Consider the following 23,182-nt stretch of genomic DNA (forward strand, 5'->3'; position numbering starts at 1 on the left):
CCGCCGAAAGGAAAGTCTGCTGTGTCCGGCACCGCACCAGAGCAGTTGTGGTCCCCGTCCCCGGAGCGGGTCGTCGACTGCAGAATGTCGCAGTACCAGAAATGGCTTGCCGAGACCAAAAACGTCGTCACGACGGATTATCGGTCCCTGTGGGAGTGGTCGGTGACCAACCTCGACGGCTTCTGGTCGTCCGTCTGGGAGTACTTCGACGTCCTGGCTTCGACACCGGCGACCACCGCCCTCGCCGATCGCACCATGCCCGGAGCACACTGGTTTCCCGGAACCCGATTGAACTGGGCCGAGAACCTGCTGCGCCACACGGACGCCACCGGTCCGGCGATCGTGGCGCTCGACGAAAGCGGCACACGAACCGAGATCGGACGCGACGAACTGGTATCCCAGGTCGCCAATCTCGCCGCACAGCTGCGCGCACTGGGGGTGCGCCCCGGAGACCGTATCGCCGCGGTGCTGCCCAACATCGCGCCGACTGTCGTGGCGGTACTCGCAGCCGCGAGCGTCGGCGCGGTATGGTCGTGCTGCGCACCGGATTTCGGGGTGAAGGGGCTGCTCGACCGGTTCGCACAGATCGAACCAACCGTACTCCTCGGTGTCGAGGGCTACCGATTCAACCACAAGAGCATCGATCGTCGCGCCCAGCTCGACGAGCTGCGATCACAGTTGCCCACGGTGAAGCACACCATCGTGGTCCGGAACCTCGACCCGGCGAGGCCGCTGTCGGACGGAGTTCTCGACTTCGCAGAATTGATCACCGGCGACGCGCCTCCGCGGTACGAGCAGGTGCCCTTCGACCATCCGCTGTGGATTCTCTACAGTTCCGGTACCACCGGACTGCCCAAGGGCATCGTGCACTCGCACGGCGGCATCGTCCTCGAATCCCTCAAGGCCAATGCCCTGCATTACGATCTCGGCCCTGATGATCGGGTGTTCATCGCCGCCAGCACCGCCTGGGTGGTGTGGAACATGCTCATCGATGCCATGGTCACCGGCGCCACGATCATCACCTACGACGGCAGCTCCACTGCCGACGGTCCCGACACCCTGTTCCGCATCTGCAGCACCGAAAAAGTCACCCGATTCGGCACGGGTGCCGCCTATCTCACCGTGTGCGAGAAGGCCGGCGCCACCCCCGTCAGGGACTTCGATCTGAGCGCGCTGCGTTCGATCATGAGCACGGGCTCCCCGCTGCCGGATTCGACCTGGCACTGGGTCTACCAGAATGTCTCCCCCAGTGTGCATCTCGGCTCCGACAGCGGCGGAACCGACGTGGCCACCGCCTTCGTCGGCGCCAACCCCCTGCAACCGGTCTACACCGGTGAACTCCAAGGCCCGTGCCTCGGCGTTGCCGTCGAAGCCTGGAACGCCGACGGACACCCCGTCACCGACGAGGTCGGGGAAATGGTGATCACCGCCCCGATGCCGTCGATGCCGATCCACTTCTGGAACGACCCCGATGGTGACCGCTACCGCGAGTCGTACTTCGACACCTTCCCCGGAGTGTGGCGGCACGGCGATTGGATCACCATCACCGACCGCGGCACGTGCCGAATCCACGGCCGATCCGATTCGACCATCAACCGCGGCGGTGTCCGCATGGGATCGGCCGACATCTACCAGGCTCTCGACAGCCTTCCGGAGATCGTCGACGCGCTGGTCATCGGCGCCGAGCTTCCCGACGGCGGCTACCACATGCCTCTGTTCGTGGTGCTGCGTGACGGCTGCGATCTCGACGACGCACTCACCGACAAGATCCGCGCCACAATCCGCACCGAAGTGTCACCGCGTCACGTTCCCGACGAGATCATCGATGTCCCCGCTGTGCCGATGACCCGGACCGGCAAACGCCTCGAAGTGCCGATCAAAAAGCTCATCCAGGGAGCCCCGGCGGAGAGCGCACTCAACCGGGCCACCGTCGCCGATACCGACACTCTGGACTGGTACATCGACTACGCCGACGCGTTCCACCGCGCCCGCCAGACACAGCACCAGTGAGGACGAACGTGACCGAAACCGTAGATCAGCACGTACCCGACCAGCTCGCACCCGTCGACGAGAACGCCCTCGCGGCGCTGTTCACCGCAGCGCGGACCGCCAACACCTTCGCACCGACACCGGTGTCCGATCAGCAACTCACCGACATCTGGGAACTCGCACGGTGGGCACCGACCGGAGCGAACACCCAGCCACTGCGGGTGATGTTCGTCCGCACCGAGGCCGGACACCAACGGCTCGTGGCCCACATGAACGAGGGCAACAAGGCCAAGACCTCGTCGGCTCCCGCTGTCGCGATCCTGGCTGTCGACACTCGATTCCACGAGCACATGGGCACGTTGTTGCCCTTCAAACCGGAACTCGGTCAGCTCTACGCGACGAACGAAGCAATCCGGTCGTCCACCGCACAGCTCAATGCCACCTTGCAGGCCGGGTACTTCATCCTCGCCGTCCGGGCCCGCGGACTGGCCGCAGGTCCGATGAGCGGATTCGACGCTGCCGGCCTCGACGCCGATTTCTTCCCCGAGGGGCAGTGGCGGTCACTGTTAGTGATCAACATCGGCTACCCGGGCCAGGACCCCTGGTTCGACCGACTCCCCCGTCTCGATTACACCGAGTGCGTGCGCTGGGAGTAACACCCCGTCTCGAGCACCCTCCCACCACCCTGTTCGGCGCCGAGGATCGGCACCGGCCGGCGCACCGTCCCCTCTTCCAGCGACGCCGTGACCCCACCGACCTCGCCCTGCCCGGATCGGCCCCAGCCGTCGGGTTCCTCGAAAGGCAGCTTCATGCGCAACCATCCCAGAAACCGGTTCTCCACTACCTCGGCGCTGCGCGCCGCTCTGTGTGCATCCACCGTGGTAGCTGTCGCCGCCGGTTGCGCAAGTCCCGCCTCGTCCGAAGCACAGGCCACCTCAGCCGCGGCGCAACCGGGTGACAAGCCCAATATCCTGATGATCCTGCTCGATGATCTCGGTTACACCGATCTGGGCCCCTACGGCGGTGACGCTGCGACACCGAACATCGATGCGCTGGCCGGTGAGGGGCTGCAGTTCAGCAATTTCCATGCATATCCGGTCTGTGCACCGACCCGAGCCGCATTGATGACGGGGCAGGACCCGCACCGGGTTGGCCTCGGTTCGATGGAAGGCTTCACTGCTCCAGGGGTACCGACCACCACACCCGGGTACCGCGGCACTCTCGACGGTAAGTACACAGGTATCGCCGAAGTCCTATCGGACGCCGACTATTCCACCTACCAGGTCGGAAAATGGCATCTGGGTGATGAACCGGGGCAAACTCCCCGCGACCTCGGCTTCGAGCAGAACTTCACCCTGTACGACGGTGCTGCCTCGCACTATGCCGACAAACTGCGTCACGCTCCGCGTGAAGTGGAGCCGGTGGACACCGTCCTCTACGAGCGCAACGGGGAACCCGTCGACGAACTGCCGGACGATTTCTATTCCACCCATGCATATACCGACGAGATGCTGCGCATGATCGAGCAGAACCGCGAATCGGGCCGGCCGTTCTTCGGCTATCTCGCCTACAGTGCGGTCCACGATCCGTTGCACGTTCCGGACCGAGATCTGATCGAGGAGTACCTCGACCGCTATATGGGCAACAACGACTTCAATGCACTCCGCGCCGAACGCATCGACAGACTGGCCGACAGAGGCCTGATCGATCCGGATGTGGCCACCCGGTGGCCCGTGCAGACCCCGGACTGGGAGACCCTGAACCCGCAGCAGCGTCGTGACCTGGCATACCGGATGGCGGTGTATGCCGCCATGATCGACGATGTGGACCGGCAGATCGGACGGCTGACCGACCATCTGAAAGACACCGGCGAGTACGACAACACCCTCATCGTCGTTACGAGCGACAACGGCGCCGCCAGCGCCTCGCGCGTGGTGTACACGGCCAAACCCGGCGCCGCGCAATGGCAGGACGAACACTACTCGCTCGTCGGGGACGTCGAATCGTACGGCCTGCCCGGCTCGTATCCCACGCTCGGATTGCCCAACGCCCAGGTCTCCTCGGGGCCGTACTTCCATACCAAGACCACTGTCTTCGAAGGCGGAACACGTGTTCCGACCATCGTGAAGACCCCCGCCGGCACCAACGACGGCGGCCCCCGTGTTGTCGATACCTTCACCCACATCGTGGACCTCTATCCCACCTTTGCCGACTATGCGGGAGCCGACACCGACAACGCTGGTCTGTTGTCGGGCACCTCCGCAAAGCCGCTCTTCGACGGAACATCCGATCAGGTCGGGACCGACGAGTTCGGCATGGAGCTGTTCGGCCACCGCGTCTACCGCGAAGGGGACTGGAAACTCGTCTACGCCCCTGCTCTCGCCGGCGGCACCGGCCGCTACGCCCTCTACGACCTGCGCACCGACCCCGGGGAGACCACCGACCTGATCGACACACATCCGGACGTCGCCCGGAGACTCGCTGAGAAGTGGGACCGGTACGCGGCCGACAACGGCGTCGTCCCAGCACCGTTCGAGGCTGTCGAGGCAGCAGCACCGCGAATCGCGGAGCTGATGTACTCGATCGACTGGACCGACTGATCGAGTCGTGACCACGATGAGCGACACCTCCCCGTGCTGCGCACCGTCGAGCACCACCGCTGGACGATCACCGGTACCGTTGTCCACCAAGGCCGCTCAATCTGTATCGGAGCGCTCCACACGCCTCCGCCCCCGTATCGGACTCGAGGACATCCCCAGCGGCACCTTCGCCATGGGTGACCACTTCGACGAGGGATACCCCCAGGACGGCGAACGGCCCGTTCATGACGTGACTCTTCCCGGTTTTCGCCTCGCGGCCACTGCGGTGACGAATGCTCAGTTCGCGGCCTTCGTCAATGACACCGGCCATGTCACCGCCGCCGAGCAATTCGGAGTGTCGGCCGTGTTCCATCTCGCCTTCGACGGAGAGACTTCGGACATCGTGCACCGTGTGGACCACACCCCGTGGTGGCTCGCGGTGAAGGGCGCCGACTGGAGGCATCCCGACGGGCCGCGCTCGACGATCTCCGAACGGCAGAGCCATCCGGTCGTGCACGTCTCTTGGGAGGACGCATCGGCGTACTGCGCGTGGGCAGGAACCAGGCTCCCCACAGAGGCAGAGTGGGAGTACGCAGCACGGGGAGGACTGGACGGCCGTCGCTTCGCGTGGGGAGACGAGCTGATGCCCCGAGGACAGTGGCGGTGCAATATCTGGCAGGGCAAGTTCCCGGTGAACAACACCGAAGAAGACGGCTACCTCACCACTGCCCCGGTCAAGAGCTATCGGCCTAACGGCTACGGGCTGTGGCAGATGGCGGGCAATGTCTGGGAATGGTGCCAGGACTGGTTCGAGCCCATCTTCTACGAACGCTCACCCAGACATTCTCCGACCGGTCCTGACATCGGTACCCACCGCGTGATGCGCGGTGGCTCCTATCTGTGCCACGCCTCGTACTGTCACCGCTACCGGGTATCGGCACGTTCGTCGAACACACCCGACTCCACTGCGGGAAACATCGGATTTCGTTGTGCCAGTGACTGATGTGAGTGAAACGCACCTGTCGGATCCACGATTATTCCGCGAGACCGTCCAGCAGTGGCCGGACCCGGTAGTCCACCATTTCGCGCATTACCAAGGCGGTCGTGGTGCGTTTGACGCCTTTGATGTTCAGGATGTCGCCGGCGATGCGGTACAGGTCGTCCGCGTCCTTGGCTGCCACATGCACGAGCAGGTCGGCGACGCCACTGAGGCCGTGCACCTCCAACACTTCCGGTATCGCATCGAGCGCCGCGCCGACCCGGTCGAGTTTGCGTTGCGTGACATTGGTGAGCACATACGCCTGCAACGGGTATCCGAGAATCGCCGGGTCGACCCGGCGTTCGAACGAGCGCAGCGCCCCTGCCTCGTCGAGCTTGCTCAATCGTGCCTGAACGGTATTGCGGGACAGACCGGTTCGCTCGGCTATCGCCATCACCGTGGCGCGAGGGTCATCGGCCAGTGCGGTCAGGATTCGAGCGTCGATCCGGTCGGCCCGGTGCGTGCTTGGCAAAGTGCCCACCTCGCTTCCCTCCGCACCCCGGATCGAAGTGCATATTGTTCATTTTCAGAGTCCAGTATTGCGCACACAGACACCCCCTGGTGGACTGTATGCACACCCCGCAGATCGGGAAAGCCTCCGCAGACACAATCCGATTGGCATTCCTGTTCCTTTGGCCGCTCGGCCGCGACGCATCCGTCGCCGGCCGAGCCGGCTCCTCAGCACCCGATGCAGTAGACCTGCCCGGTTCCGCGTGGTTGTCTTCGAAAGAGAGTTTCCCGATGTCCCAGCCTGTCTCCCATGACTCCGCCATTTCCCACTCGAGCGTTGACGCTGCGGTGTCGGAGGATCTCGCCGCACTCGAGGCGATCCGTCAGCGGGTGCTGTGGCTGTCGACCTCGATGATTCACCACGCCAATCGCGTGCGCCCGAACCCCACCGGCTTGAAGGTCGGGGGCCATCAGGCCTCGTGCGCCTCGATGGTCTCGATCATGACCTCGCTGTGGTTCGAGCACCTGCGCCCCGGCGATCGGGTGTCGGTCAAACCCCACGCCTCGCCGGTGCTGCACTCGATCAACTATCTGCTCGGCGAACTCAACGAGAAGTATCTGACCACCCTGCGCGAATTCGGTGGGCTGCAGTCGTATCCGAGCCGCTCGAAGGACCCCGACACCGTCGACTACTCCACCGGCTCGGTCGGTATCGGCGCCACCGCCCCGATCTGGGGCGCAATGGCCCGCCGCTACGTCGACACCCATCTCGGCGCCACCGGCCGCGGCCGCCAGTACTCGCTGGTCGGTGACGCCGAACTCGACGAAGGCGCCGTCTGGGAAGCCATCCTCGACCCTGGGATCGCCGATCTCGGCGAGGTGGTGTGGATCGTCGACCTGAACCGTCAGTCCCTGGACCGGGTCATCCCGAACATCGCCGCCCGGCGCCTGGAGAAGATGTTCGACGCGGCCGGCTGGCAGGTCATCACCGTCAAGTTCGGCAAGCTCCTCGAAGAGCTGTTCGCCCGCCCCGGTGGCGACGCGCTGCGCACTCGCATCCTCGACATGCCCAACCCCGAGTATCAGCGGCTGCTGCGCTGCACCGCCACCGAGATCCGCGACCGACTGCCCGGCACCGGCCCCGACAGCGCCCGGATCACCGACCTGATCGCCACCTTGGACGATGCGACACTGACGGCCGCGGTCCGTAATCTCGGCGGCCACGATCTGCAGGCCCTCTCGCAGGCCTACCGCCAGATCGACGACACCCGGCCCACCGTGATCATCGCCTACACCATCAAGGGCTACGGGCTGCCCACCGAAGGCCACCCGCAGAACCACTCGGCCCTGCTGACCGTGGACGAATACTCCCAGCTCGCTGAGACCCTCGGCATGGACGCCCACAACCCGTGGGGTCGTTTTACCGCCGATACCGGCGCGGGTCGGCTGTGCCAAGCGACCGCCGACCGACTTCACCGAGAGCCGGTGCCGGCGCTGCCCGACGTGACCATTCCCACCGATATCGGCCGCACCCCGAAGGCAGGGCCCCGGAATTGTCGGTTTCATGAGGTCAAGGCCAGCGCGAGCGCCTGATCGGGATGGCGGGCATGGTGCCGCAACCCGGCAGCGATGTTGTCCCATCCAGCCAGGCGCAAAAGACCGACCGCAATGTTGCGGCACGTGGCCATGATCCGAGGGGCCTGACCAGTACGAACCTGCGACAAATCCTCCCCGAACGTGACATCACGAACCCAATGGAGACGATTCTCTATGGCCCAGTGTCCCTGCACCCACGACGCCAAGACCTGCGGTGATGCCGCGATACAGTCGGCCGAGGTGATCAGGTAGACCACCTCGACAGTCCTCTTCCCGTCCTTGTTGGTGACGGTGCGCCGCAACTGGGCGACCTGAGCGGCACCGGGAAACTCGACCCAAGCAGGGGCAGCGACAACCTTGATCGTGCGGGTGATCGTGCGGCCACGGTCGCGGACCGTCGTCCGGACGGCGGGTATGCCCTTCCACGGCAACGTCTTCAACATCGCGTGCAGGGTCGGCATATTGCCCTTGACGGTGAACACGTAGTCGCCACCCGCGCCGGTGACGAGAGTCGCGGTATCGGTCTGGGTATGCATCGCATCCACCGTCACGACCGTCCCGTCGAGATCCATCTGCGCCAACAGTGTTCGTGCCGCAGGTATCTCGTTGCTCTTCTCCTGTACGCAGATTTGGCCCAGGACGGCTCCGGCGCTGTGGTCGAACGCGGCCACCAGATGCGGAGCGGTTCCATCGGGTCGGCGGCGGGCACCGCGGACGGTCTTGCCGTCCAGAGCAATCACCCGCCGCTGGCCGGCGACGAACGTGCGAGTCCACATCCACATCCCGAGTGCGGTGTCGAGGGCGTCGGCGTCGAGGCGGGCGAACAGTTTGCGGAGCGTCGACTCGTCCGGGGCGGCAGTTCCGGCGAGGCCGAACGCGGCAAGATGCTCGCAGGTGGTGGCCGCGGCCCACTGGCCGATCGCGGCGAATGAGCGGGCGCCGGCGATGGTCGCTGTGACGGCGAGGGCGAGGATGCTCGCGAGTGGATAACGCACTCCGCGCCGGTCGCGGGGGTCGGGCACCGTCTCGAGTGCGGTCAACAGGAGTTCACGGCGCGTCGGGTTCACGTAGGGAATCGACGTAGGGGAAGATGGCATGCGGGTGCGGCCTCGGGATCGGACGGTGGCGTAGGAACTTCCATCCAATCCCGTAGGTCGCACCCATCACAGTCGACACGCCGTTCACATGGCGACAAATCCCGAGGTCACAGGGCTACGCGCCGACCTTTCCGGGACCCTGACCCCGAAGGGCACCGCCACCACCCAGGCCGCGCTCGGCCGGGTACTACTGGACTTGACCCGTGAAGCCCCGGACGCCGCTCAGCGGGTGGTCACCGTCAGCCCCGACGTCAGCTCCACCACCAACCTCGGCGGCTGGGTCAACAAGGTCGGGGTATGGTCGGCGGCCGAGCGGCACAACTGGTTCGCCGACGATCCCGAGACGATCATGCACTGGAACGAACGCCCCACCGGCCAGCACATGGAACTCGGCATCGCCGAAACCAACCTCGTCGGGCTCATCGGCGAACTCGGCGCCACCTGGAGCCGCTGGGGCCAGCCCCTGCTGCCCATCGGCGTGCTCTACGACCCCTTCGTCGAACGGGCGCTGGAACCCTGGTCCTACGGCATCTACGCCGGTGGACAATCCATCCTCGTCGGCACCCCCTCGGGAGTCACTCTCGCCGCCGAGGGCGGAGCCCATCAGTCCATCAAGACCCCCTCGATCGGACTCGAACAACCCGGTTGTATCAGCTATGAACCCGCCTTCGCGATCGACGTCGAATGGACCCTGCTGGCCTCCCTCGCCCGGCTCGGCCGCCCCGACGGCACCTCGGCCTATCTGCGGCTGTCCACCCGCCCGGTCGATCAGACCCTCGCCGCGGTGCCGACCGATCCGGCCGCCCGCGAACGGCGCCGCCGCCAGGTCGTCGCCGGGGGCTATCCGATCCGGCGCCGCGACGACGCGCAGGTGACCATCGTGGCCATGGGCGCGATGATCACCGAAGCCCTCGCCGCCGCCGACCGACTCGAAGTCTCCGGGACGCGTGCCGACGTGCTGTGCATCACCAGCCCCGGTCTGCTGTTCGACGCCTGGCAGGCCCGCCAGGGCCGCAGCGCGGCAGACAGCTGGATCCTCGACCAGCTCTTCCCCTCCGACCGTGCCACCCCGATGGTCACCGTCCTCGACGGTCACCCGCACACCCTGGCCTTCCTCGCCGGCATCAACCGGGTGCGCAGCACCCACCTCGGGGTCTCGCGCTTCGGTCAGGTGGGCTCGCTCGACGATGTCTACCGCTATCACGGCATCGACGCCGACAGTATCGTCACCGCCGCCCTCGACATCCTTCCCTGACCGGCCCCGGCCTCGACTCCAGGAACAAGACAACCACCATGAGCACCGAACCACTCACCGGCACCCTCGTGCACATGCCGTCTCTCGGCGAGAACGTCACCGAAGGCACCGTCACCCGCTGGCTCAAACTGCCCGGTGATCCCGTCACTGCCGAGGAGCCGTTGCTGGAGGTCGCCACCGACAAGGTCGATACCGAGATCCCCTCCCCGGTCAGCGGTGTCCTGCACCGCATCCTCGTCGAGGAGAACGATGTCGTCGCCGTGGGCGCCGATCTGGCCGTCATCACCGAAGCCGGCGCCGAGTCGACCCAGATCTCCTCTGCTCCTCCTCAATCGGCACCCGCTGCGCAACCTGCGTCTCCTCCCGCAGCGGTGCCCCCGGTTCCGGTGACGACTCCCCCTGCTGTTCGGTCGTCACCGGAACCGGACCCCACCTCTCCGGTCGCTGCACAGCCCACGCCGGATTCGGGCGGCAGCGTGGTGGAGAAGCTTCCCCGGATCCGGCAGACCATCGCCCGGCGCATGGTCGAATCTCTGCAGGTGGCAGCGCAATTGACTTCGGTGGTGGAGGTCGATGTCACCGCGATCGCTACTTTACGGACGGCACACAAGGATGACTTTCATGCGCGGACCGGCGTCAAACTGTCGTTTCTGCCGTTCTTCGCCAAGGCCGCGATTGCAGCGTTGGCGCAGCACCGCGTGCTCAATGCCTCGCTGAACTCGGCGGTCACCGAGGTGAGCTACTTCGAGCACTGCCACCTCGGCATGGCCGTCGACAGCGAACGCGGGTTGATGGTGCCGGTCATTCGCGATGCCCACCTCATGAGCATCGAACAACTTGCCCGCGCGATCGCCGACAAGGCCGAACGCGTCCGCACCGGCACGATTTCCCCCGACGAGTTGTCCGGCGGCACCTTCACCCTCACCAACACCGGCAGTCGCGGCGCTCTGTTCGACACCCCGATCATCAACCAACCCCAGACCGGCATCCTCGGCACCGGGACCGTCGTCGAACGCCTCGTCCCCACTCGCCACGACGGTGGGCTGCGCATCGATGTGCGCTCGATGGCCTATCTGTCGTTGAGCTACGACCATCGCGTCGTCGACGGCGCCGACGCAGCCCGCTTCCTCACCACGGTCAAACACACCCTCGAACACGGATTCACCGCAGCCGACCTGTTGTAACACCCTGGCACCTTCGCCGGAGAGGAGACGCAATGACACCGGACGAACGGGCCATGGTCGACTTCGTGCTCCGCTGGTCATCCTTCGACGACGGGGACGAATACATCCTGCCCGAGTTCGGCCTGACCCCGACCACGTTCTACCGCCGTGTACTCGCCCTACTCGCAGCCCCCACAGACGAGCTCGACATCGCGACGTGTTCGTTGCTCCGAGAAATCTGTATAGCCAAGCTGCCCGGTCCGACCCGACGCGCACACCCCGGCACCACGAACACGACGAACCGAACCGACCTTCCTTCTCTTCCGGCGACCGCAAAGAAAACCTTGTGAACCCACCCACCGCCCTCATCCCACTCGCACCGGCCGACACCACCGAGGCGGGGCCCGCCGCGGAACCTGCCCGCGCGACAACGAATCCGCCCTCCACACCGGTCCCGGTCACCGGCGCACAATCGGTGGTGCGGTCCCTGGAAGCACTCGATGTCGAGATCGTCTTTGGCATCCCGGGCGGAACGATCCTGCCGGTCTACGACCCCCTGCTCGATTCTCCCCAGGTCCGGCACGTCCTCGTCCGCCACGAACAAGGCGGCGGCCACGCCGCAACCGGCTACGCCCAGGCCACCGGCAAGGTCGGCGTGTGCATGGCCACCTCCGGGCCCGGTGCGACGAACCTGGTCACCGCGCTGGCCGATGCCCAGATGGACTCGGTGCCCGTCGTCGCGATCACCGGACAGGTCGGACGTCCCCTGATCGGCACCGACGCCTTCCAGGAAGTCGACATCTGCGGCGTCACCATGCCGATCACCAAGCACAACATGCTCGTCACCGACCCGGCGGAGATCCCGAAAGCGCTTGCCGACGCTTTCCACATCGCCGCCACCGGGCGGCCCGGCGTGGTGCTGGTCGACATTCCCAAGGACGTCCTGCAGGCCCGCACCACCTTCACCTGGCCTCCGGAACGCAGACTGCCCGGATACCGCGTCATCACCCGACCCCACCCCAGACCGATCCGGGCCGCCGCCGACCTGATCGCTGCAGCCGAACGCCCGGTGCTCTACGTCGGGGGTGGAGTCATCAAATCGGGTGCAGCACCGAAGCTGCGTGAACTCGTCGAGCTGACCGGCATCCCCGTCGTGACCACCCTCATGGCGCGCGGAGCGTTCCCCGACAGCCACCGCCTGCACTACGGCATGCCCGGCATGCACGGCACCGTCGCCGCCGTGGCCGCCCTGCAACGCAGCGACCTGCTCATCGCCCTCGGCGCCCGCTTCGACGACCGGGTCACCGGCGAGCCGACATCGTTCGCCCCTCGAGCCAAAGTCATCCACGTCGACATCGACCCCGCCGAGATCGGCAAGAACCGACACGCGGACGTCCCGGTCGTCGGAGACTGCAAGAACGTGCTCAACGCCCTGATGAATCAGATCCGCACCAACTGCTCAGACGCTGGCGGTTTCGGTCTGGCCGACTGGCATAACGAGCTCGACCGGATACGCGACAGTTACCCGCTCGGCTACACCCGCCCGTCCACCGGCGCTCTTGCGCCCGAACGAGTCATCGAGGCGATCGGGCAGGCTGCCGGTCCGGAGGCCATCTATGCCGCCGGGGTCGGACAACACCAGATGTGGGCCGCACACTTCATCACCTACGACAAACCCCGCACCTGGCTCAACTCCGGCGGCCTCGGCACCATGGGCTACGCCGTCCCCGCCGCGCTCGGCGCCAAGCTTGGCGCTCCCGACCGCGAAGTGTGGGCGATCGACGGCGACGGCTGCTTCCAGATGACCAACCAGGAACTGGCCACCGCTGCCATCGAAGGGGTACCGATCAAGGTCGCGGTTATCAACAACGGCAACCTCGGCATGGTCCGGCAGCTCCAGCACGTTCATTACGAAGGTCGCTATTCGAGCGTCGACCTCGCCACCCACACCCGGCGCATCCCCGACTTCGCCCTGCTCGCCGAAGCACTCGGCTGCGTGGCCCTGCGCTGCGACCACGAAGACGATCTCGAAACCACCATCGCCCAGGCCCGAGCCATCACCGATCGTCCCGTCGTCATCGACTTCATCGTCGACGACACCGCCCTGGTGTGGCCGATGATCGCAGCTGGCACCAGCAACAACCACATCATGCTCGCCGAAGGGATCCGGCCGTTGTTCGACGAATCCGATTAGCGGCTCACAGACAAGGGCAGGGACCGGGCGAAGCCAAGCAGTGCGCAATTCGACCTGCTTACAACGCCGAATATCACGCTGGCGGTCGCCTATCCAACGGTGACGATGACATTGATGAGGTGATGGGTCCAGTGCACTGGACTACTCCTAGGAGCGCACATGTGCTGGGTCGATGTTCTATGCGGTCCCTCGAAAGGGGCCGGTCCCGGTCCGGAACGCCGATGCGCAGTATCGGCACACTGTTGTCCCGCCCGGATGGGATGGCGTCCGACGCACTTGTGACATACCCGAACACATAGCAGCGATCCGCTTTCTGTCGCCGCCTGTGCATACATAGGAACACCGGCGCGGCGTCGACACCTGAGGACAAGAACGGCTACCGATGACAGCGACAGATTCTTTCGCACTTCCCGATATCCACACCACCGCCGGCAAGCTGGCCGACCTGCGCAACCGTCAAGCACAGGCCAAGGTCCCGGTCGGTGAGGCCGCAGTCGAGAAGGTTCACGCCAAGGGCAAGCTGACCGCTCGCGAGCGCATCCAGGCGCTCCTCGACGAAGGATCGTTCGTCGAACTCGACGCCCTCGCTCGCCACCGCAGCACCAACTTCGGCCTGGCCGACAACCGTCCGCTCGGCGACGGCGTCGTCACCGGCTACGGCACGATCGACGGCCGCGACGTCTGCGTCTTCTCGCAGGACGCCACCGTCTTCGGCGGCAGCCTCGGCGAGGTCTACGGCGAGAAGATCGTCAAGGTCATGGACCTGGCCCTCAAGACCGGCCGTCCGCTGATCGGCATCAACGAAGGCGCCGGCGCGCGCATCCAGGAAGGTGTCGTCTCCCTCGGTCTCTACGGTGAGATCTTCCACCGCAACGTGCAGGCCTCCGGTGTCATCCCGCAGATCTCGCTGATCATGGGCCCCGCGGCCGGTGGTCACGTCTACTCCCCCGCACTCACCGACTTCGTCGTGATGGTCGACCAGACCAGCCAGATGTTCGTCACCGGCCCCGACGTCATCAAGACCGTCACCGGCGAGGACGTCACGATGGAGGACCTCGGCGGCGCCCACACCCACATGGTCAAGTCGGGTGTCGCGCACTACGTCGCCGACGGCGAGCAGGACGCCCTGGACTACGTCAAGGACCTGCTGTCCTACCTGCCGAGCAACAACCAGGCCGCTGCACCGCGCCTCGCGCCGAGCGACCCGATCGAGGGTGCGATCGAGGACTCCCTCACCGCCGAGGACATCGAGCTCGACACGCTCATCCCGGATTCACCGAACCAGCCGTACGACATGCACGAGGTCATTCGTCGCCTGCTCGACGACGACGAGTTCCTCGAGGTCCAGGCCGAGCGCGCGAAGAACATCATCGTCGGCTTCGGGCGCGTCGACGGCCGCAGCGTCGGCATCGTCGCCAACCAGCCCACGCAGTTCGCCGGCTGCCTCGACATCGACGCGTCCGAGAAGGCCGCGCGCTTCGTCCGCACCTGCGACGCGTTCAACGTGCCGATCATCACGCTCGTCGACGTTCCCGGCTTCCTGCCCGGCACCGAGCAGGAGTACAACGGCATCATCCGCCGCGGCGCCAAGCTGCTCTACGCCTACGGCGAGGCGACCGTCGGCAAGATCACGGTCATCACCCGCAAGGCCTACGGCGGCGCGTACGACGTCATGGGTTCCAAGCACATGGGTGCCGACGTCAACCTCGCATGGCCCACCGCGCAGATCGCCGTCATGGGTGCCTCCGGCGCCGTCGGCTTCGTCTACCGCAAGCGCCTGCTCGAGGCCGCCAAGAACGGTCAGGACGTCGACGCGCTGCGCCTCGAGCTGCAGAACGAGTACGAGGACACCCTGGTGAACCCGTACGTCGCCGCCGAGCGCGGTTACGTCGATGCGGTGATCCCGCCGTCGCACACGCGCGGACAGATCGTCTCCGCGCTGCGCCTGCTCGAGCGGAAGATGGTTTCGCTCCCGCCGAAGAAGCATGGAAACATTCCGCTGTGACGCTCGGCGGCAGGACCGGGCGCAGCTCGGTCCTGCCGCGACCGTACGGCGTAGCACGTCGCCGACGACGTGCGATGAACCCGAGAGAGGGATCGACATGACAGCGACCCGGTGGGCATCCGATGCCTGTGTGGACGCGTACCCGGGGGGTGCCCTGTGACAGCGACGGCAGAGGACAAGATCATCACCGAGTTCGAAGTCGAAGAGCAGCCGCCCGCGGTCGAGGCCACGGCCGCCGACGACGCGACCGAAGCCGCCCAGGAGAGCACCGCGGTCGCCGAAACCGCGGCTGCCATCCGCATCGTCAAGGGCAACCCCGCCGACGAGGAGATCGCGGCTCTCGTCGCCGTGCTCGCCGCTGCCGCTGCGTCGGCGGGCGACGAGGTGGTCGACACCCGGCCGCCCGAGACCTGGGGCGATCCGACGCGGACGCACCGGCAGTGGGCGCCGTTCTCGCCGTATTCGTACCCGAACCGCGGCTGACATGCCCCGGCTCGTTCTGGCCTCGGCTTCACCCGCCCGCCTCGCGGTTCTCCACGCGGCGGGCGTGAAGCCGTTGGTGCAGGTGTCGGAGGTCGACGAGGACGCGCTCATCGCGTCCCTCGGCCCCGGCACGCCGCCGGCGCAGGTGGTCACCGAGCTTGCCCGCGCCAAGGCCACCGACATCCTGCCCGTCCTGCGCGAGCAGAAGCTGCGCGACGCCGTCGTCATCGGCTGCGACTCGATGCTGCTGATCGACGGCGCTCTGCAGGGCAAGCCCGGCACCGTCGAGGCGGCCCGCGAGCGCTGGCAGGCGATGGCCGGCCGCAGCGGCGAGCTGCTCACCGGTCATGCCGTGCTCCGTCTCCGCGACGACGAGGTCGTCGCGGAGGCCGCCGACCACAGCGGCACCGTGGTGCACTTCGGCATCCCCACGGACGAGGAACTCGAGGCCTATCTCGACAGCGGTGAGCCGCTCGAGGTGGCCGGGGCCTTCACGCTCGACGGTCACGGGGGCTGGTTCGTCGAGGGCATCGAAGGCGATCCGTCGTCGGTGATCGGCATCGGGCTCCCGCTGGTGCGGCGCCTCCTCGCCGAGGTCGGCATCTCCGTCGCCCGGTTGTGGGCCGAGAACGCCGCGATCCCCGTCGAGGCGCTCGAGAACTGAGCCGTACCCGGCACTATCGGGCCGTGCCGCCGTACAAGGTCTTCTGCAACGAGCCCACCATCGCCTCGGCCTTGGTCTTCGCACGTTCGGCATCCACGCCGTGGAACATCTCGTCCACGGTCCCGCACCACAACTGCAACCACCGCTCGAACCGGGCGGGGGTCAGTCCGTGGTGTCCGTGCAGCGCCCGGTGCACCGGCACGAACGCTCCGCGATAGCGGGTGGTGCGGAAGAGGATCTGCTCCCAGAAGTCGCCGACCACCACCAGATGGTCGTCGAGTCCGATCACGGCGAGGACGTCGAAGGCCGGCGCGAGCACGGGATCGTCGAGGGCCCGTTCGTAGAACCGCCGGACCAGCAGGTCGATGTGCTCCCGCGATGCGAGCTCGACCGGGGCCGGCCGGTCGCCGTGGGTGTCACTGCGGGTCACGTCCCGTCACGGTACCGCCTAGAATCGACGGCGCACCTGCCACCACAGCCTCAGGAGCCCATGTGCCCGTCGCACCCGATAGCAACCCTTCGTTCGCGGTATACGCCGATCCCAACCGTCTCGTGTCGACGGAGTGGTTGTCCGCTCATCTCGGTCATCCCGAAGTGAAGGTCGTAGAGTCCGACGAGGACGTCCTGCTCTACGACGTGGGGCACATCCCCGGTGCGGTGAAGATCGACTGGCATCTCGATCTCAACGACCCCGTCACCCGCGACTACATCGACGGCGAGCAGTTCGCCGCGCTCATGGATCGCAAGGGCATCCGCCGCACCGACACCGTGATCATCTACGGCGACAAGTCCAACTGGTGGGCCGCCTACGCACTGTGGGTCTTCACCCTCTTCGGCCACGAGGACGTCCGCCTGCTCGACGGTGGACGCGACGCGTGGATCTCCGAGAACCGCGACACCACCCTCGACATCCCCGCCGCCACGACGAGCGGTTACCCGGTCGTCGAGCGCAACGACGCCCGGATCCGCGCATTCAAGGACGATGTCCTCGCGCACCTGGGCAAGGGCCCGCTGGTCGACGTGCGGTCGCCGCAGGAGTACACCGGCGAGCGCACCCACATGCCCGACTACCCGGAGGAAGGCGCCCTGCGCGGTGGCCACATCCCCACCGCGGTGTCGATCCCGTGGGCGAAGGCAGCGGCGCCCGACGGCCGGTTCCGTGCGCGGCCCGAACTCGAGGAGATCTACGGCGACATCGACCAGGACGCCGACGTGATCGCCTACTGCCGGATCGGCGAGCGCTCGAGCCACACCTGGTTCGTCCTCACCTACCTGCTCGGATACTCGAACGTGCGCAACTACGACGGTTCGTGGACCGAGTGGGGCAACGCCGTCCGCGTGCCCATCGCCAAGGGCGACGAGCCCGGAGAAGCGCCGGCCGCATGAGCATTCCCGCCCCCCTCGCCGAGATCGTCGACGACTTCGCTGCCGTCGAAGGTCAGGACAAGCTGCAGTTGCTTCTCGAATTCAGCCGCGAGCTCCCGCCGCTTCCCGCCGAACTCGAGGAAGCGGCGATGGAGCCGGTGCCCGAGTGCCAGTCGCCGCTGTTCCTGTCCGTCGACGCATCCGACCGGTCGCAGGTGAAGCTCCACTTCAGCGCACCCGCCGAAGCCCCGACCACCCGCGGATTCGCATCGATCCTGCAGCAGGGACTCGACGGTCTCAGCGCACAGGAGATCCTCGACGTGCCCGACGACTTCTATGCCTCGCTCGGTCTCGCCGAGGCGGTCAGCCCGCTGCGGCTGCGAGGGATGAGCGCGATGCTCACGCGCATCAAGCGGCATCTCCGAACCTGACGCGGTCATGGAGTTCACCGAGCTCGCCGACTACCGGATCCCCCCGGGCGTTCTCACCGAATGGCTGCCGTGTGCGGCCGAGGACGACTGGCGCGAGGACCCTCGTCCCGCCTCGTACATCCACGAGGCGCATCTCAGGCGCACCTCGGGGGTCCGGTACGGCGGGGGCCGCGACTCCTGGCTCGGCACGGCCTTCGAGGTCCCCGGGCCCCTCGACACCGAGCGGTTCCGGCGGGCCCTGCAGCGCTGGATCGATCGGCACGAACCGCTGCGCAGCCACGCGCACCTCGACGAGGAGCAGAGCGGCGGCGGTCTGGTGCGGCGCACCGCTCCCCCCGGCCGGGTGTCGGTGCGACCCATCCGGCACGATCCCGCCGATCCCGACACCATCCACGAGCACCTGCTCGGTCTGTTCGACGACTACACGACCCCGCACTTGTGGCCGTCCTACGTCTTCGCGACGCTCGAGCGGACACCGGACGGGGATCCCGACAGCGCAGAAAGCGCGAAGGACACCGACGAGCGGTTCACAGTCTTCTTCGGCGCCGACCACTCCATCATCGACGGGTACTCGGTGGTGCTCGTGGCGCACGAGATCTCGGCGCTCTACGAGGAGGAGCGCACCGGTCGCGCCGCCGACCTGTTCCCGGTGGGCAGCTACATCGACTTCGGCGCCGCCGAACGCGACGAGTCCGCGCATCTCGACGACGACGACGAGGCCGTGCAGATCTGGCGGCGGACCCTCACCGAATGCGGCGGCGAACCGCCCGCCTTCCCCCTCCCGATCGGGGCGCGACCCGCGCACGCCACACCCCAGCAACGACTGTCGGAACGCTGGTTCGACGACGACGAGGCGAGCGCCTTCTCCGCATGCTGCCGACGCGCCGGGACGGGATTCTTCGCCGGCGTGCTGGCGTGCTTCGGCCGGGCGACGGCCGAACTCACCGGTGCGGATCGGTTCCGGACCGTCGCGCCCGCGCACACCCGCGCCGGGCCGATCTGGGCGGGTTCGCTCGGATGGTTCGTCGGCCTGCGTCCGATCGATCTGAAACTCACGGACACAACGGATTTCGAGACCCTGGCGATGCGGGCCGGCGACGAACTGCACCGCACCCGCGCGAGCGCACGAGTGCCGTTCGCGCGGGTGGGCGAACTCCTCGGCGTGCCCATCCGTCCACGTTTCGTCGTCTCGTACATGGACGTGCGGTTCGTACCGATGGCCGCCCAGTGGCCCGAATGGAACGCTCAGGCGCTGCGCAGCCGCAGCTTCACCCACGACGTCTACGTCTGGATCAACCGCACGCCCGAGGGTGTGAACATGTCGGCGCGATTTCCAGACAATACGGTCGCGGACAAGAACGTCCCGAGCCTTCTGACGCGCACCCGCGAACTGATGCACGAGGTCGCGGTGGGTGGACCGTGGATCGCACGGCCGGAAACGGCGGCAGTCCCACCTACCGGTGAGTAGCATTGTGCGCTCGAACGGCCGCCGTAATGTATACGGGCATCCGGTTACATCGTCGATCCGAATGGCGCTTAGACTGCCCGTCGACGGAAATAACCTAACGATCGATCAACAGGAGGCTCCGTGCCCAGTCATGCCAGCGCGCAGATCACGAAGGTGCTCGTCGCGAATCGCGGCGAAATCGCTGTGCGGGTCATCCGAGCCGCCAAGGACGCAGGCTACGGCAGTGTCGCCGTCTACGCCGAACCGGACGCAGACGCACAGTTCGTGAAGCTCGCCGACGAGGCGTTCGCACTGGGCGGCAACACCTCGGCCGAGTCCTACCTGGTGTTCGACAAGATCCTCGACGCCGCGGCCAAGTCCGGCGCCGACGCCATCCACCCCGGCTACGGCTTCCTCTCCGAGAACGCCGACTTCGCCCAGGCCGTGATCGACGCCGGCCTCATCTGGATCGGCCCCTCGCCGCAGTCCATCCGCGACCTCGGCGACAAGGTCACCGCCCGCCACATCGCCGAGCGCGCCAAGGCCCCGATGGCGGCCGGCACCAAGGACCCGGTCAAGAACGCCGACGAGGTCGTCGAGTTCGCGAAGAAGTACGGCGTGCCGGTCGCGATCAAAGCCGCCTTCGGCGGTGGTGGACGCGGCATGAAGGTCGCGCAGACCATCGAGGAGATCCCCGAACTGTTCGAGTCGGCCACCCGTGAGGCCGTCGCCGCCTTCGGTCGCGGCGAGTGCTTCGTCGAGCAGTACCTCGACAAGGCCCGCCACGTCGAAGCCCAGGTCATCGCCGACCAGCACGGCAACGTCATCGTCGCCGGCACCCGCGACTGCTCGCTGCAGCGCCGCTTCCAGAAGCTCGTCGAGGAGGCCCCCGCGCCGTTCCTGACCGACGAGCAGCGCAAGCGCATCCACGACTCCGCCAAGGCCATCTGCCGCGAGGCCGGTTACTACGGCGCCGGCACGGTCGAGTACCTCGTGCAGGGCGACACCGTCTCCTTCCTCGAGGTCAACACCCGCCTGCAGGTCGAGCACCCGGTCACCGAGGAGACCGCCGGCATCGACCTCGTGCGTCAGCAGTTCCGCATCGCCAACGGCGAGAAGCTCGAGCTCACCGAGGATCCCACCCCGCGCGGCCACTCCTTCGAGTTCCGCATCAACGGTGAGGACGCCGGTCGCGGCTTCCTCCCCGCTCCCGGCCCGATCACCGTCTACAAGGAGCCCACGGGCCCCGGCGTGCGCGTCGATTCGGGTGTCGTCGCCGGCGACGTCATCGGCGGCCAGTTCGACTCGATGCTCGCCAAGCTGATCGTCACCGGTGAGACCCGCGAGCAGGCGCTGCAGCGTGCTGCCCGCGCGCTGGCCGAGTTCGAGGTCGAGGGCCTGGCCACGGTCATCCCGTTCCACCGCCACATCGTCGAGAACCCGGCGTTCGTGGGCGACGGCGAGAAGTTCGACGTCTACACCAAGTGGATCGAGAACGAGTGGGACAACACCATCGAGCCGTACACCGGTGGTGCCCCGATCGAGGACGAGGACGAGGCCCTGCCGCGGCAGAACGTCGTCGTCGAGGTCGGCGGACGCCGCGTCGAGGTGTCGCTGCCCGGGCAGTTCTCGCTCGGCGGTAACGGCGGCGGCGCCGGCGCGATCCGCAAGAAGCCCAAGCCCCGCAAGCGCGGTGGCGGCGGCGCCGGCAAGGCGTCGGGCGACGCGGTGACCGCACCCATGCAGGGCACCGTCGTCAAGGTCGCGGTTGCCGAGGGCCAGGAGGTCGCCGAGGGCGAGCTCATCGCCGTGCTCGAGGCCATGAAGATGGAGAACCCGGTCAACGCCCACAAGGCGGGCGTCGTCACCGGCCTCGCGGTCGAGCCGGGTGCCGCGGTCACCCAGGGCACCGTGCTCACCGAGATCAAATAGGACCCCGCCCGAGCAACGCTCGAGCAGTACGGCCGACGGTCCCCCGCATCGCTCACGATGCGGGGGACCTCGCCGTGTCGGGCCCCCGTGACCGGCTCATGCGCGCGAAAAACCACTAGCCTGGAGTCATGGCCGACCGCCCCGACATCCGCATCGGCACCGCCGAGCGTGAAGAAGCCGTAGCGCTGCTCGGCGAGCACTTCGCCGCGGGCCGTCTCAGCCTGGCGGAATTCGACGAGCGGGTCGCACTCGCCACGCAGGCCACGGTGCGTGGCGACCTGATCCCCTTGTTCGCCGACCTGCCCTCGGCGCCGGCCGCGATGGCCACCACCGGGCCACGCGATCTGGCGGAACAGCTGCTCACGTTGGTTCCGTTCATCCTGGTCGCGCTGCTCGTGATCGTCGTCCTCCGGCACCCGATCGCGCTGCTCATCGCCTTCGGTGTGCTGTTCGTCGCGGGTCGCCGGGCCTACCGGCTCCTCGGCGAGGGCCGCGGGCCGTCCTGACCTCGCGGTACCCGGCCGCGTCCTTCTGCTGTTGCAGAGATCCTGTAGCGGATATCACAGCTCTTCGAGAGGTGCCCGTGGCTGTTGCCGGTCCGACGGCACAGGTTAGTGTGGCCGGCATGCCCGAACACCCCGACGTCCGGATCGGCAACGCAGAACGCAGTGAGGCTCTCGACCTGCTCGGCGAGCACTTCGCGCTCGGCCGGCTGACGCTGTCGGAGTTCGACGAACGCAGCGCGATGGCGTCGGCGGCCGGGACGCGCGGTGATCTCGACGTGCTGTTCACCGACCTGCCCGCCCACCTCACCGATAGCTCGGCCACGACCCGGGACGATCTTCCGGTGATCATCCCGAAGAAGGCTCCCGAGCGGTGGCGCGAGGTCGTGATGGGCCTGACGCCGCTGGTCGCGCTCGTGCTGTTCTTCACCTTCGACACGTGGTTGTTCTTCCTGCTGATCCCCGCCGTGGGCATCGTCCTGTTCGCCGGTCGCGACCGGGACGGGCACAGCACCGACGACGCCGACACCCACCGTGGTGAGAAGAAGAACGCCTGAACCGTGCCGTCCACGCTCCTCCGGCATCGTGCACTGCCCCTGATCCTCGCGGTCGTCGTCATCACCGCGATGCTGCTCTCCCCCGGCAGCACGGTGCCGAGCGGCCCGCCGCACGCCGACAAGGTCACACACGCGCTGATGTTCCTTGCGCTCGCGCTCTGCTCCCGCTACGCACGGATCTCCCCCGTCGTCACGGTGGTGTGGCTGGGCCTTTACGGCGTGCTGACGGAGATCCTCCAGGCCACCGTCGCTGTCCGGCGTTCCGGCTCGTTCTGGGACTGGTGCGCCGATCTCGCCGGCGTTGCGATCGGCCTCGCCGTCGCGGCCCTCGTCGGCTCACGTTCTCGCGGACGGTCGAAACCGTAAGCATCAACCCGTGATTCGTCACAAAACCTGCCGCTGGTAGCCTCCTTCGCGCCGACAGTCCGACGGG

21 protein-coding genes and 2 pseudogenes are annotated in these 23,182 nt (G+C 66.9%); 19 read left to right on the forward strand and 4 right to left on the reverse strand.

The genetic code is table 11. The features are described from left to right. Positions 1–21 precede the first annotated feature (21 nt). Positions 22–2,010 carry an acetoacetate--CoA ligase gene (locus RBB84_RS12455; protein WP_350247611.1) on the forward strand — a complete coding sequence of 663 codons (1,989 nt, stop codon included), beginning with the start codon at positions 22–24 and terminating at the stop codon, positions 2,008–2,010. A gap of 8 nt (positions 2,011–2,018) precedes the next feature. Beyond that, positions 2,019–2,645, forward strand: coding sequence for a malonic semialdehyde reductase (locus tag RBB84_RS12460; RefSeq protein WP_350247612.1), 627 nt, complete (start codon positions 2,019–2,021; stop codon positions 2,643–2,645). Here RBB84_RS12460 and RBB84_RS12465 read toward each other — a convergent pair. Next, a complete protein-coding gene (locus RBB84_RS12465) occupies positions 2,618–2,800 on the reverse strand; it encodes a hypothetical protein (protein ID WP_350247614.1) in 183 nt (60 codons plus the stop codon). The genes RBB84_RS12460 and RBB84_RS12465 overlap by 28 nt on opposite strands. Between RBB84_RS12465 and RBB84_RS12470 the strand changes: the two genes are divergently transcribed. Next, positions 2,799–4,589 (forward strand): arylsulfatase, encoded by a 1,791-nt coding sequence (locus RBB84_RS12470; RefSeq protein ID WP_350247616.1) that lies wholly within the window; start codon positions 2,799–2,801, stop codon positions 4,587–4,589. The genes RBB84_RS12465 and RBB84_RS12470 overlap by 2 nt on opposite strands. 16 nt (positions 4,590–4,605) lie before the next feature. Next, positions 4,606–5,571, forward strand: coding sequence for a formylglycine-generating enzyme family protein (locus RBB84_RS12475; protein ID WP_350247667.1), 966 nt, complete (start codon positions 4,606–4,608; stop codon positions 5,569–5,571). A gap of 31 nt (positions 5,572–5,602) precedes the next feature. On the opposite strand, the gene RBB84_RS12480 is transcribed toward RBB84_RS12475, so the two are convergent. Then, positions 5,603–6,079 carry an Lrp/AsnC family transcriptional regulator gene (locus RBB84_RS12480; RefSeq protein ID WP_350247668.1) on the reverse strand — a complete coding sequence of 159 codons (477 nt, stop codon included), beginning with the start codon at positions 6,077–6,079 and terminating at the stop codon, positions 5,603–5,605. Positions 6,080–6,348: 269 nt separating this feature from the next. Here RBB84_RS12480 and RBB84_RS12485 point away from each other — a divergent pair. Next, positions 6,349–7,596: pseudogene (locus tag RBB84_RS12485) on the forward strand (pyruvate dehydrogenase); the annotation flags it as partial. Between the two features lie 23 nt (positions 7,597–7,619). Here RBB84_RS12485 and RBB84_RS12490 read toward each other — a convergent pair. Beyond that, a complete protein-coding gene (locus tag RBB84_RS12490; RefSeq protein ID WP_350247617.1) occupies positions 7,620–8,750 on the reverse strand; it encodes an ISAs1 family transposase in 1,131 nt (376 codons plus the stop codon). 142 nt (positions 8,751–8,892) lie between these two features. On the opposite strand from RBB84_RS12490, the pseudogene RBB84_RS12495 reads away from it, so the two are divergent. From RBB84_RS12495 to RBB84_RS12525, 7 genes and pseudogenes are all read left to right on the forward strand, one after another. Further along, positions 8,893–10,005 (forward strand): annotated as a pseudogene (locus RBB84_RS12495) (pyruvate dehydrogenase); the annotation flags it as partial. A 38-nt stretch (positions 10,006–10,043) separates the two neighbouring features. After that, the gene (locus tag RBB84_RS12500) at positions 10,044–11,189 is read left to right on the forward strand and encodes a 2-oxo acid dehydrogenase subunit E2 (RefSeq protein WP_350247618.1); all 1,146 of its coding nucleotides are present in this window, start codon (positions 10,044–10,046) and stop codon (positions 11,187–11,189) included. 32 nt (positions 11,190–11,221) lie between these two features. Beyond that, positions 11,222–11,518 carry a DUF3263 domain-containing protein gene (locus tag RBB84_RS12505; RefSeq protein WP_217580635.1) on the forward strand — a complete coding sequence of 99 codons (297 nt, stop codon included), beginning with the start codon at positions 11,222–11,224 and terminating at the stop codon, positions 11,516–11,518. A 125-nt stretch (positions 11,519–11,643) separates the two neighbouring features. Then, positions 11,644–13,362 (forward strand): acetolactate synthase large subunit, encoded by a 1,719-nt coding sequence (locus tag RBB84_RS12510; RefSeq protein WP_350247669.1) that lies wholly within the window; start codon positions 11,644–11,646, stop codon positions 13,360–13,362. Positions 13,363–13,744: 382 nt separating this feature from the next. Further along, positions 13,745–15,367 carry an acyl-CoA carboxylase subunit beta gene (locus RBB84_RS12515; RefSeq protein WP_268655988.1) on the forward strand — a complete coding sequence of 541 codons (1,623 nt, stop codon included), beginning with the start codon at positions 13,745–13,747 and terminating at the stop codon, positions 15,365–15,367. 156 nt (positions 15,368–15,523) lie between these two features. Continuing rightward, positions 15,524–15,850 carry an acyl-CoA carboxylase subunit epsilon gene (locus RBB84_RS12520; protein ID WP_006550181.1) on the forward strand — a complete coding sequence of 109 codons (327 nt, stop codon included), beginning with the start codon at positions 15,524–15,526 and terminating at the stop codon, positions 15,848–15,850. 1 nt (position 15,851) lies between these two features. Further along, the gene (locus RBB84_RS12525; protein WP_033097085.1) at positions 15,852–16,514 is read left to right on the forward strand and encodes a Maf family protein; all 663 of its coding nucleotides are present in this window, start codon (positions 15,852–15,854) and stop codon (positions 16,512–16,514) included. Between the two features lie 13 nt (positions 16,515–16,527). Here RBB84_RS12525 and RBB84_RS12530 read toward each other — a convergent pair whose 3' ends face one another. Further along, positions 16,528–16,944, reverse strand: coding sequence for a group III truncated hemoglobin (locus RBB84_RS12530; protein ID WP_019288521.1), 417 nt, complete (start codon positions 16,942–16,944; stop codon positions 16,528–16,530). Positions 16,945–17,006: 62 nt separating this feature from the next. On the opposite strand from RBB84_RS12530, the gene RBB84_RS12535 reads away from it, so the two are divergent. The 7 genes from RBB84_RS12535 to RBB84_RS12565 all read left to right on the forward strand — a co-directional run bounded on the left by RBB84_RS12535 (position 17,007) and on the right by RBB84_RS12565 (position 23,115). Beyond that, positions 17,007–17,900 (forward strand): sulfurtransferase, encoded by an 894-nt coding sequence (locus tag RBB84_RS12535; RefSeq protein WP_024101525.1) that lies wholly within the window; start codon positions 17,007–17,009, stop codon positions 17,898–17,900. Next, positions 17,897–18,310 carry a SufE family protein gene (locus tag RBB84_RS12540; RefSeq protein WP_006550177.1) on the forward strand — a complete coding sequence of 138 codons (414 nt, stop codon included), beginning with the start codon at positions 17,897–17,899 and terminating at the stop codon, positions 18,308–18,310. The genes RBB84_RS12535 and RBB84_RS12540 overlap by 4 nt, the downstream gene beginning before the upstream one ends. Before the next feature lie 7 nt (positions 18,311–18,317). Then, the gene (locus RBB84_RS12545) at positions 18,318–19,778 is read left to right on the forward strand and encodes a condensation domain-containing protein (protein ID WP_019288523.1); all 1,461 of its coding nucleotides are present in this window, start codon (positions 18,318–18,320) and stop codon (positions 19,776–19,778) included. A 120-nt stretch (positions 19,779–19,898) separates the two neighbouring features. Beyond that, positions 19,899–21,689 carry an acetyl/propionyl/methylcrotonyl-CoA carboxylase subunit alpha gene (locus tag RBB84_RS12550; protein WP_033097084.1) on the forward strand — a complete coding sequence of 597 codons (1,791 nt, stop codon included), beginning with the start codon at positions 19,899–19,901 and terminating at the stop codon, positions 21,687–21,689. A gap of 128 nt (positions 21,690–21,817) precedes the next feature. Continuing rightward, complete coding sequence (locus RBB84_RS12555; protein ID WP_033097083.1) at positions 21,818–22,195, forward strand: DUF1707 domain-containing protein; 378 nt, start codon at positions 21,818–21,820, stop codon at positions 22,193–22,195. 119 nt (positions 22,196–22,314) lie between these two features. Continuing rightward, positions 22,315–22,749 (forward strand): DUF1707 domain-containing protein, encoded by a 435-nt coding sequence (locus tag RBB84_RS12560; RefSeq protein WP_033097196.1) that lies wholly within the window; start codon positions 22,315–22,317, stop codon positions 22,747–22,749. Between the two features lie 3 nt (positions 22,750–22,752). Next, a complete protein-coding gene (locus RBB84_RS12565) occupies positions 22,753–23,115 on the forward strand; it encodes a VanZ family protein (protein WP_033097082.1) in 363 nt (120 codons plus the stop codon). Positions 23,116–23,182: the final 67 nt, after the last annotated feature.

It is taken from the genome of Rhodococcus sp. D-6 (assembly GCF_040256695.1).
Lineage (GTDB): Bacteria > Actinomycetota > Actinomycetes > Mycobacteriales > Mycobacteriaceae > Rhodococcus > Rhodococcus pyridinivorans.

What these genes read in the sequence shown, in the direction of transcription:
- RBB84_RS12470 (WP_350247616.1), top strand. Translation starts at nt 2,799, where the DNA reads ATGCGCAACCATCCCAGAAACCGGTTCTCCACTACCTCGGCGCTGCGC.
- RBB84_RS12465 (WP_350247614.1), bottom strand. Translation starts at nt 2,800, where the DNA reads ATGAAGCTGCCTTTCGAGGAACCCGACGGCTGGGGCCGATCCGGGCAG.
- RBB84_RS12475 (WP_350247667.1), top strand. Translation starts at nt 4,606, where the DNA reads ATGAGCGACACCTCCCCGTGCTGCGCACCGTCGAGCACCACCGCTGGA.
- RBB84_RS12490 (WP_350247617.1), bottom strand. Translation starts at nt 8,750, where the DNA reads ATGCCATCTTCCCCTACGTCGATTCCCTACGTGAACCCGACGCGCCGT.
- RBB84_RS12500 (WP_350247618.1), top strand. Translation starts at nt 10,044, where the DNA reads ATGAGCACCGAACCACTCACCGGCACCCTCGTGCACATGCCGTCTCTC.
- RBB84_RS12505 (WP_217580635.1), top strand. Translation starts at nt 11,222, where the DNA reads ATGACACCGGACGAACGGGCCATGGTCGACTTCGTGCTCCGCTGGTCA.
- RBB84_RS12515 (WP_268655988.1), top strand. Translation starts at nt 13,745, where the DNA reads ATGACAGCGACAGATTCTTTCGCACTTCCCGATATCCACACCACCGCC.
- RBB84_RS12525 (WP_033097085.1), top strand. Translation starts at nt 15,852, where the DNA reads ATGCCCCGGCTCGTTCTGGCCTCGGCTTCACCCGCCCGCCTCGCGGTT.
- RBB84_RS12540 (WP_006550177.1), top strand. Translation starts at nt 17,897, where the DNA reads ATGAGCATTCCCGCCCCCCTCGCCGAGATCGTCGACGACTTCGCTGCC.
- RBB84_RS12545 (WP_019288523.1), top strand. Translation starts at nt 18,318, where the DNA reads ATGGAGTTCACCGAGCTCGCCGACTACCGGATCCCCCCGGGCGTTCTC.
- RBB84_RS12555 (WP_033097083.1), top strand. Translation starts at nt 21,818, where the DNA reads ATGGCCGACCGCCCCGACATCCGCATCGGCACCGCCGAGCGTGAAGAA.
- RBB84_RS12560 (WP_033097196.1), top strand. Translation starts at nt 22,315, where the DNA reads ATGCCCGAACACCCCGACGTCCGGATCGGCAACGCAGAACGCAGTGAG.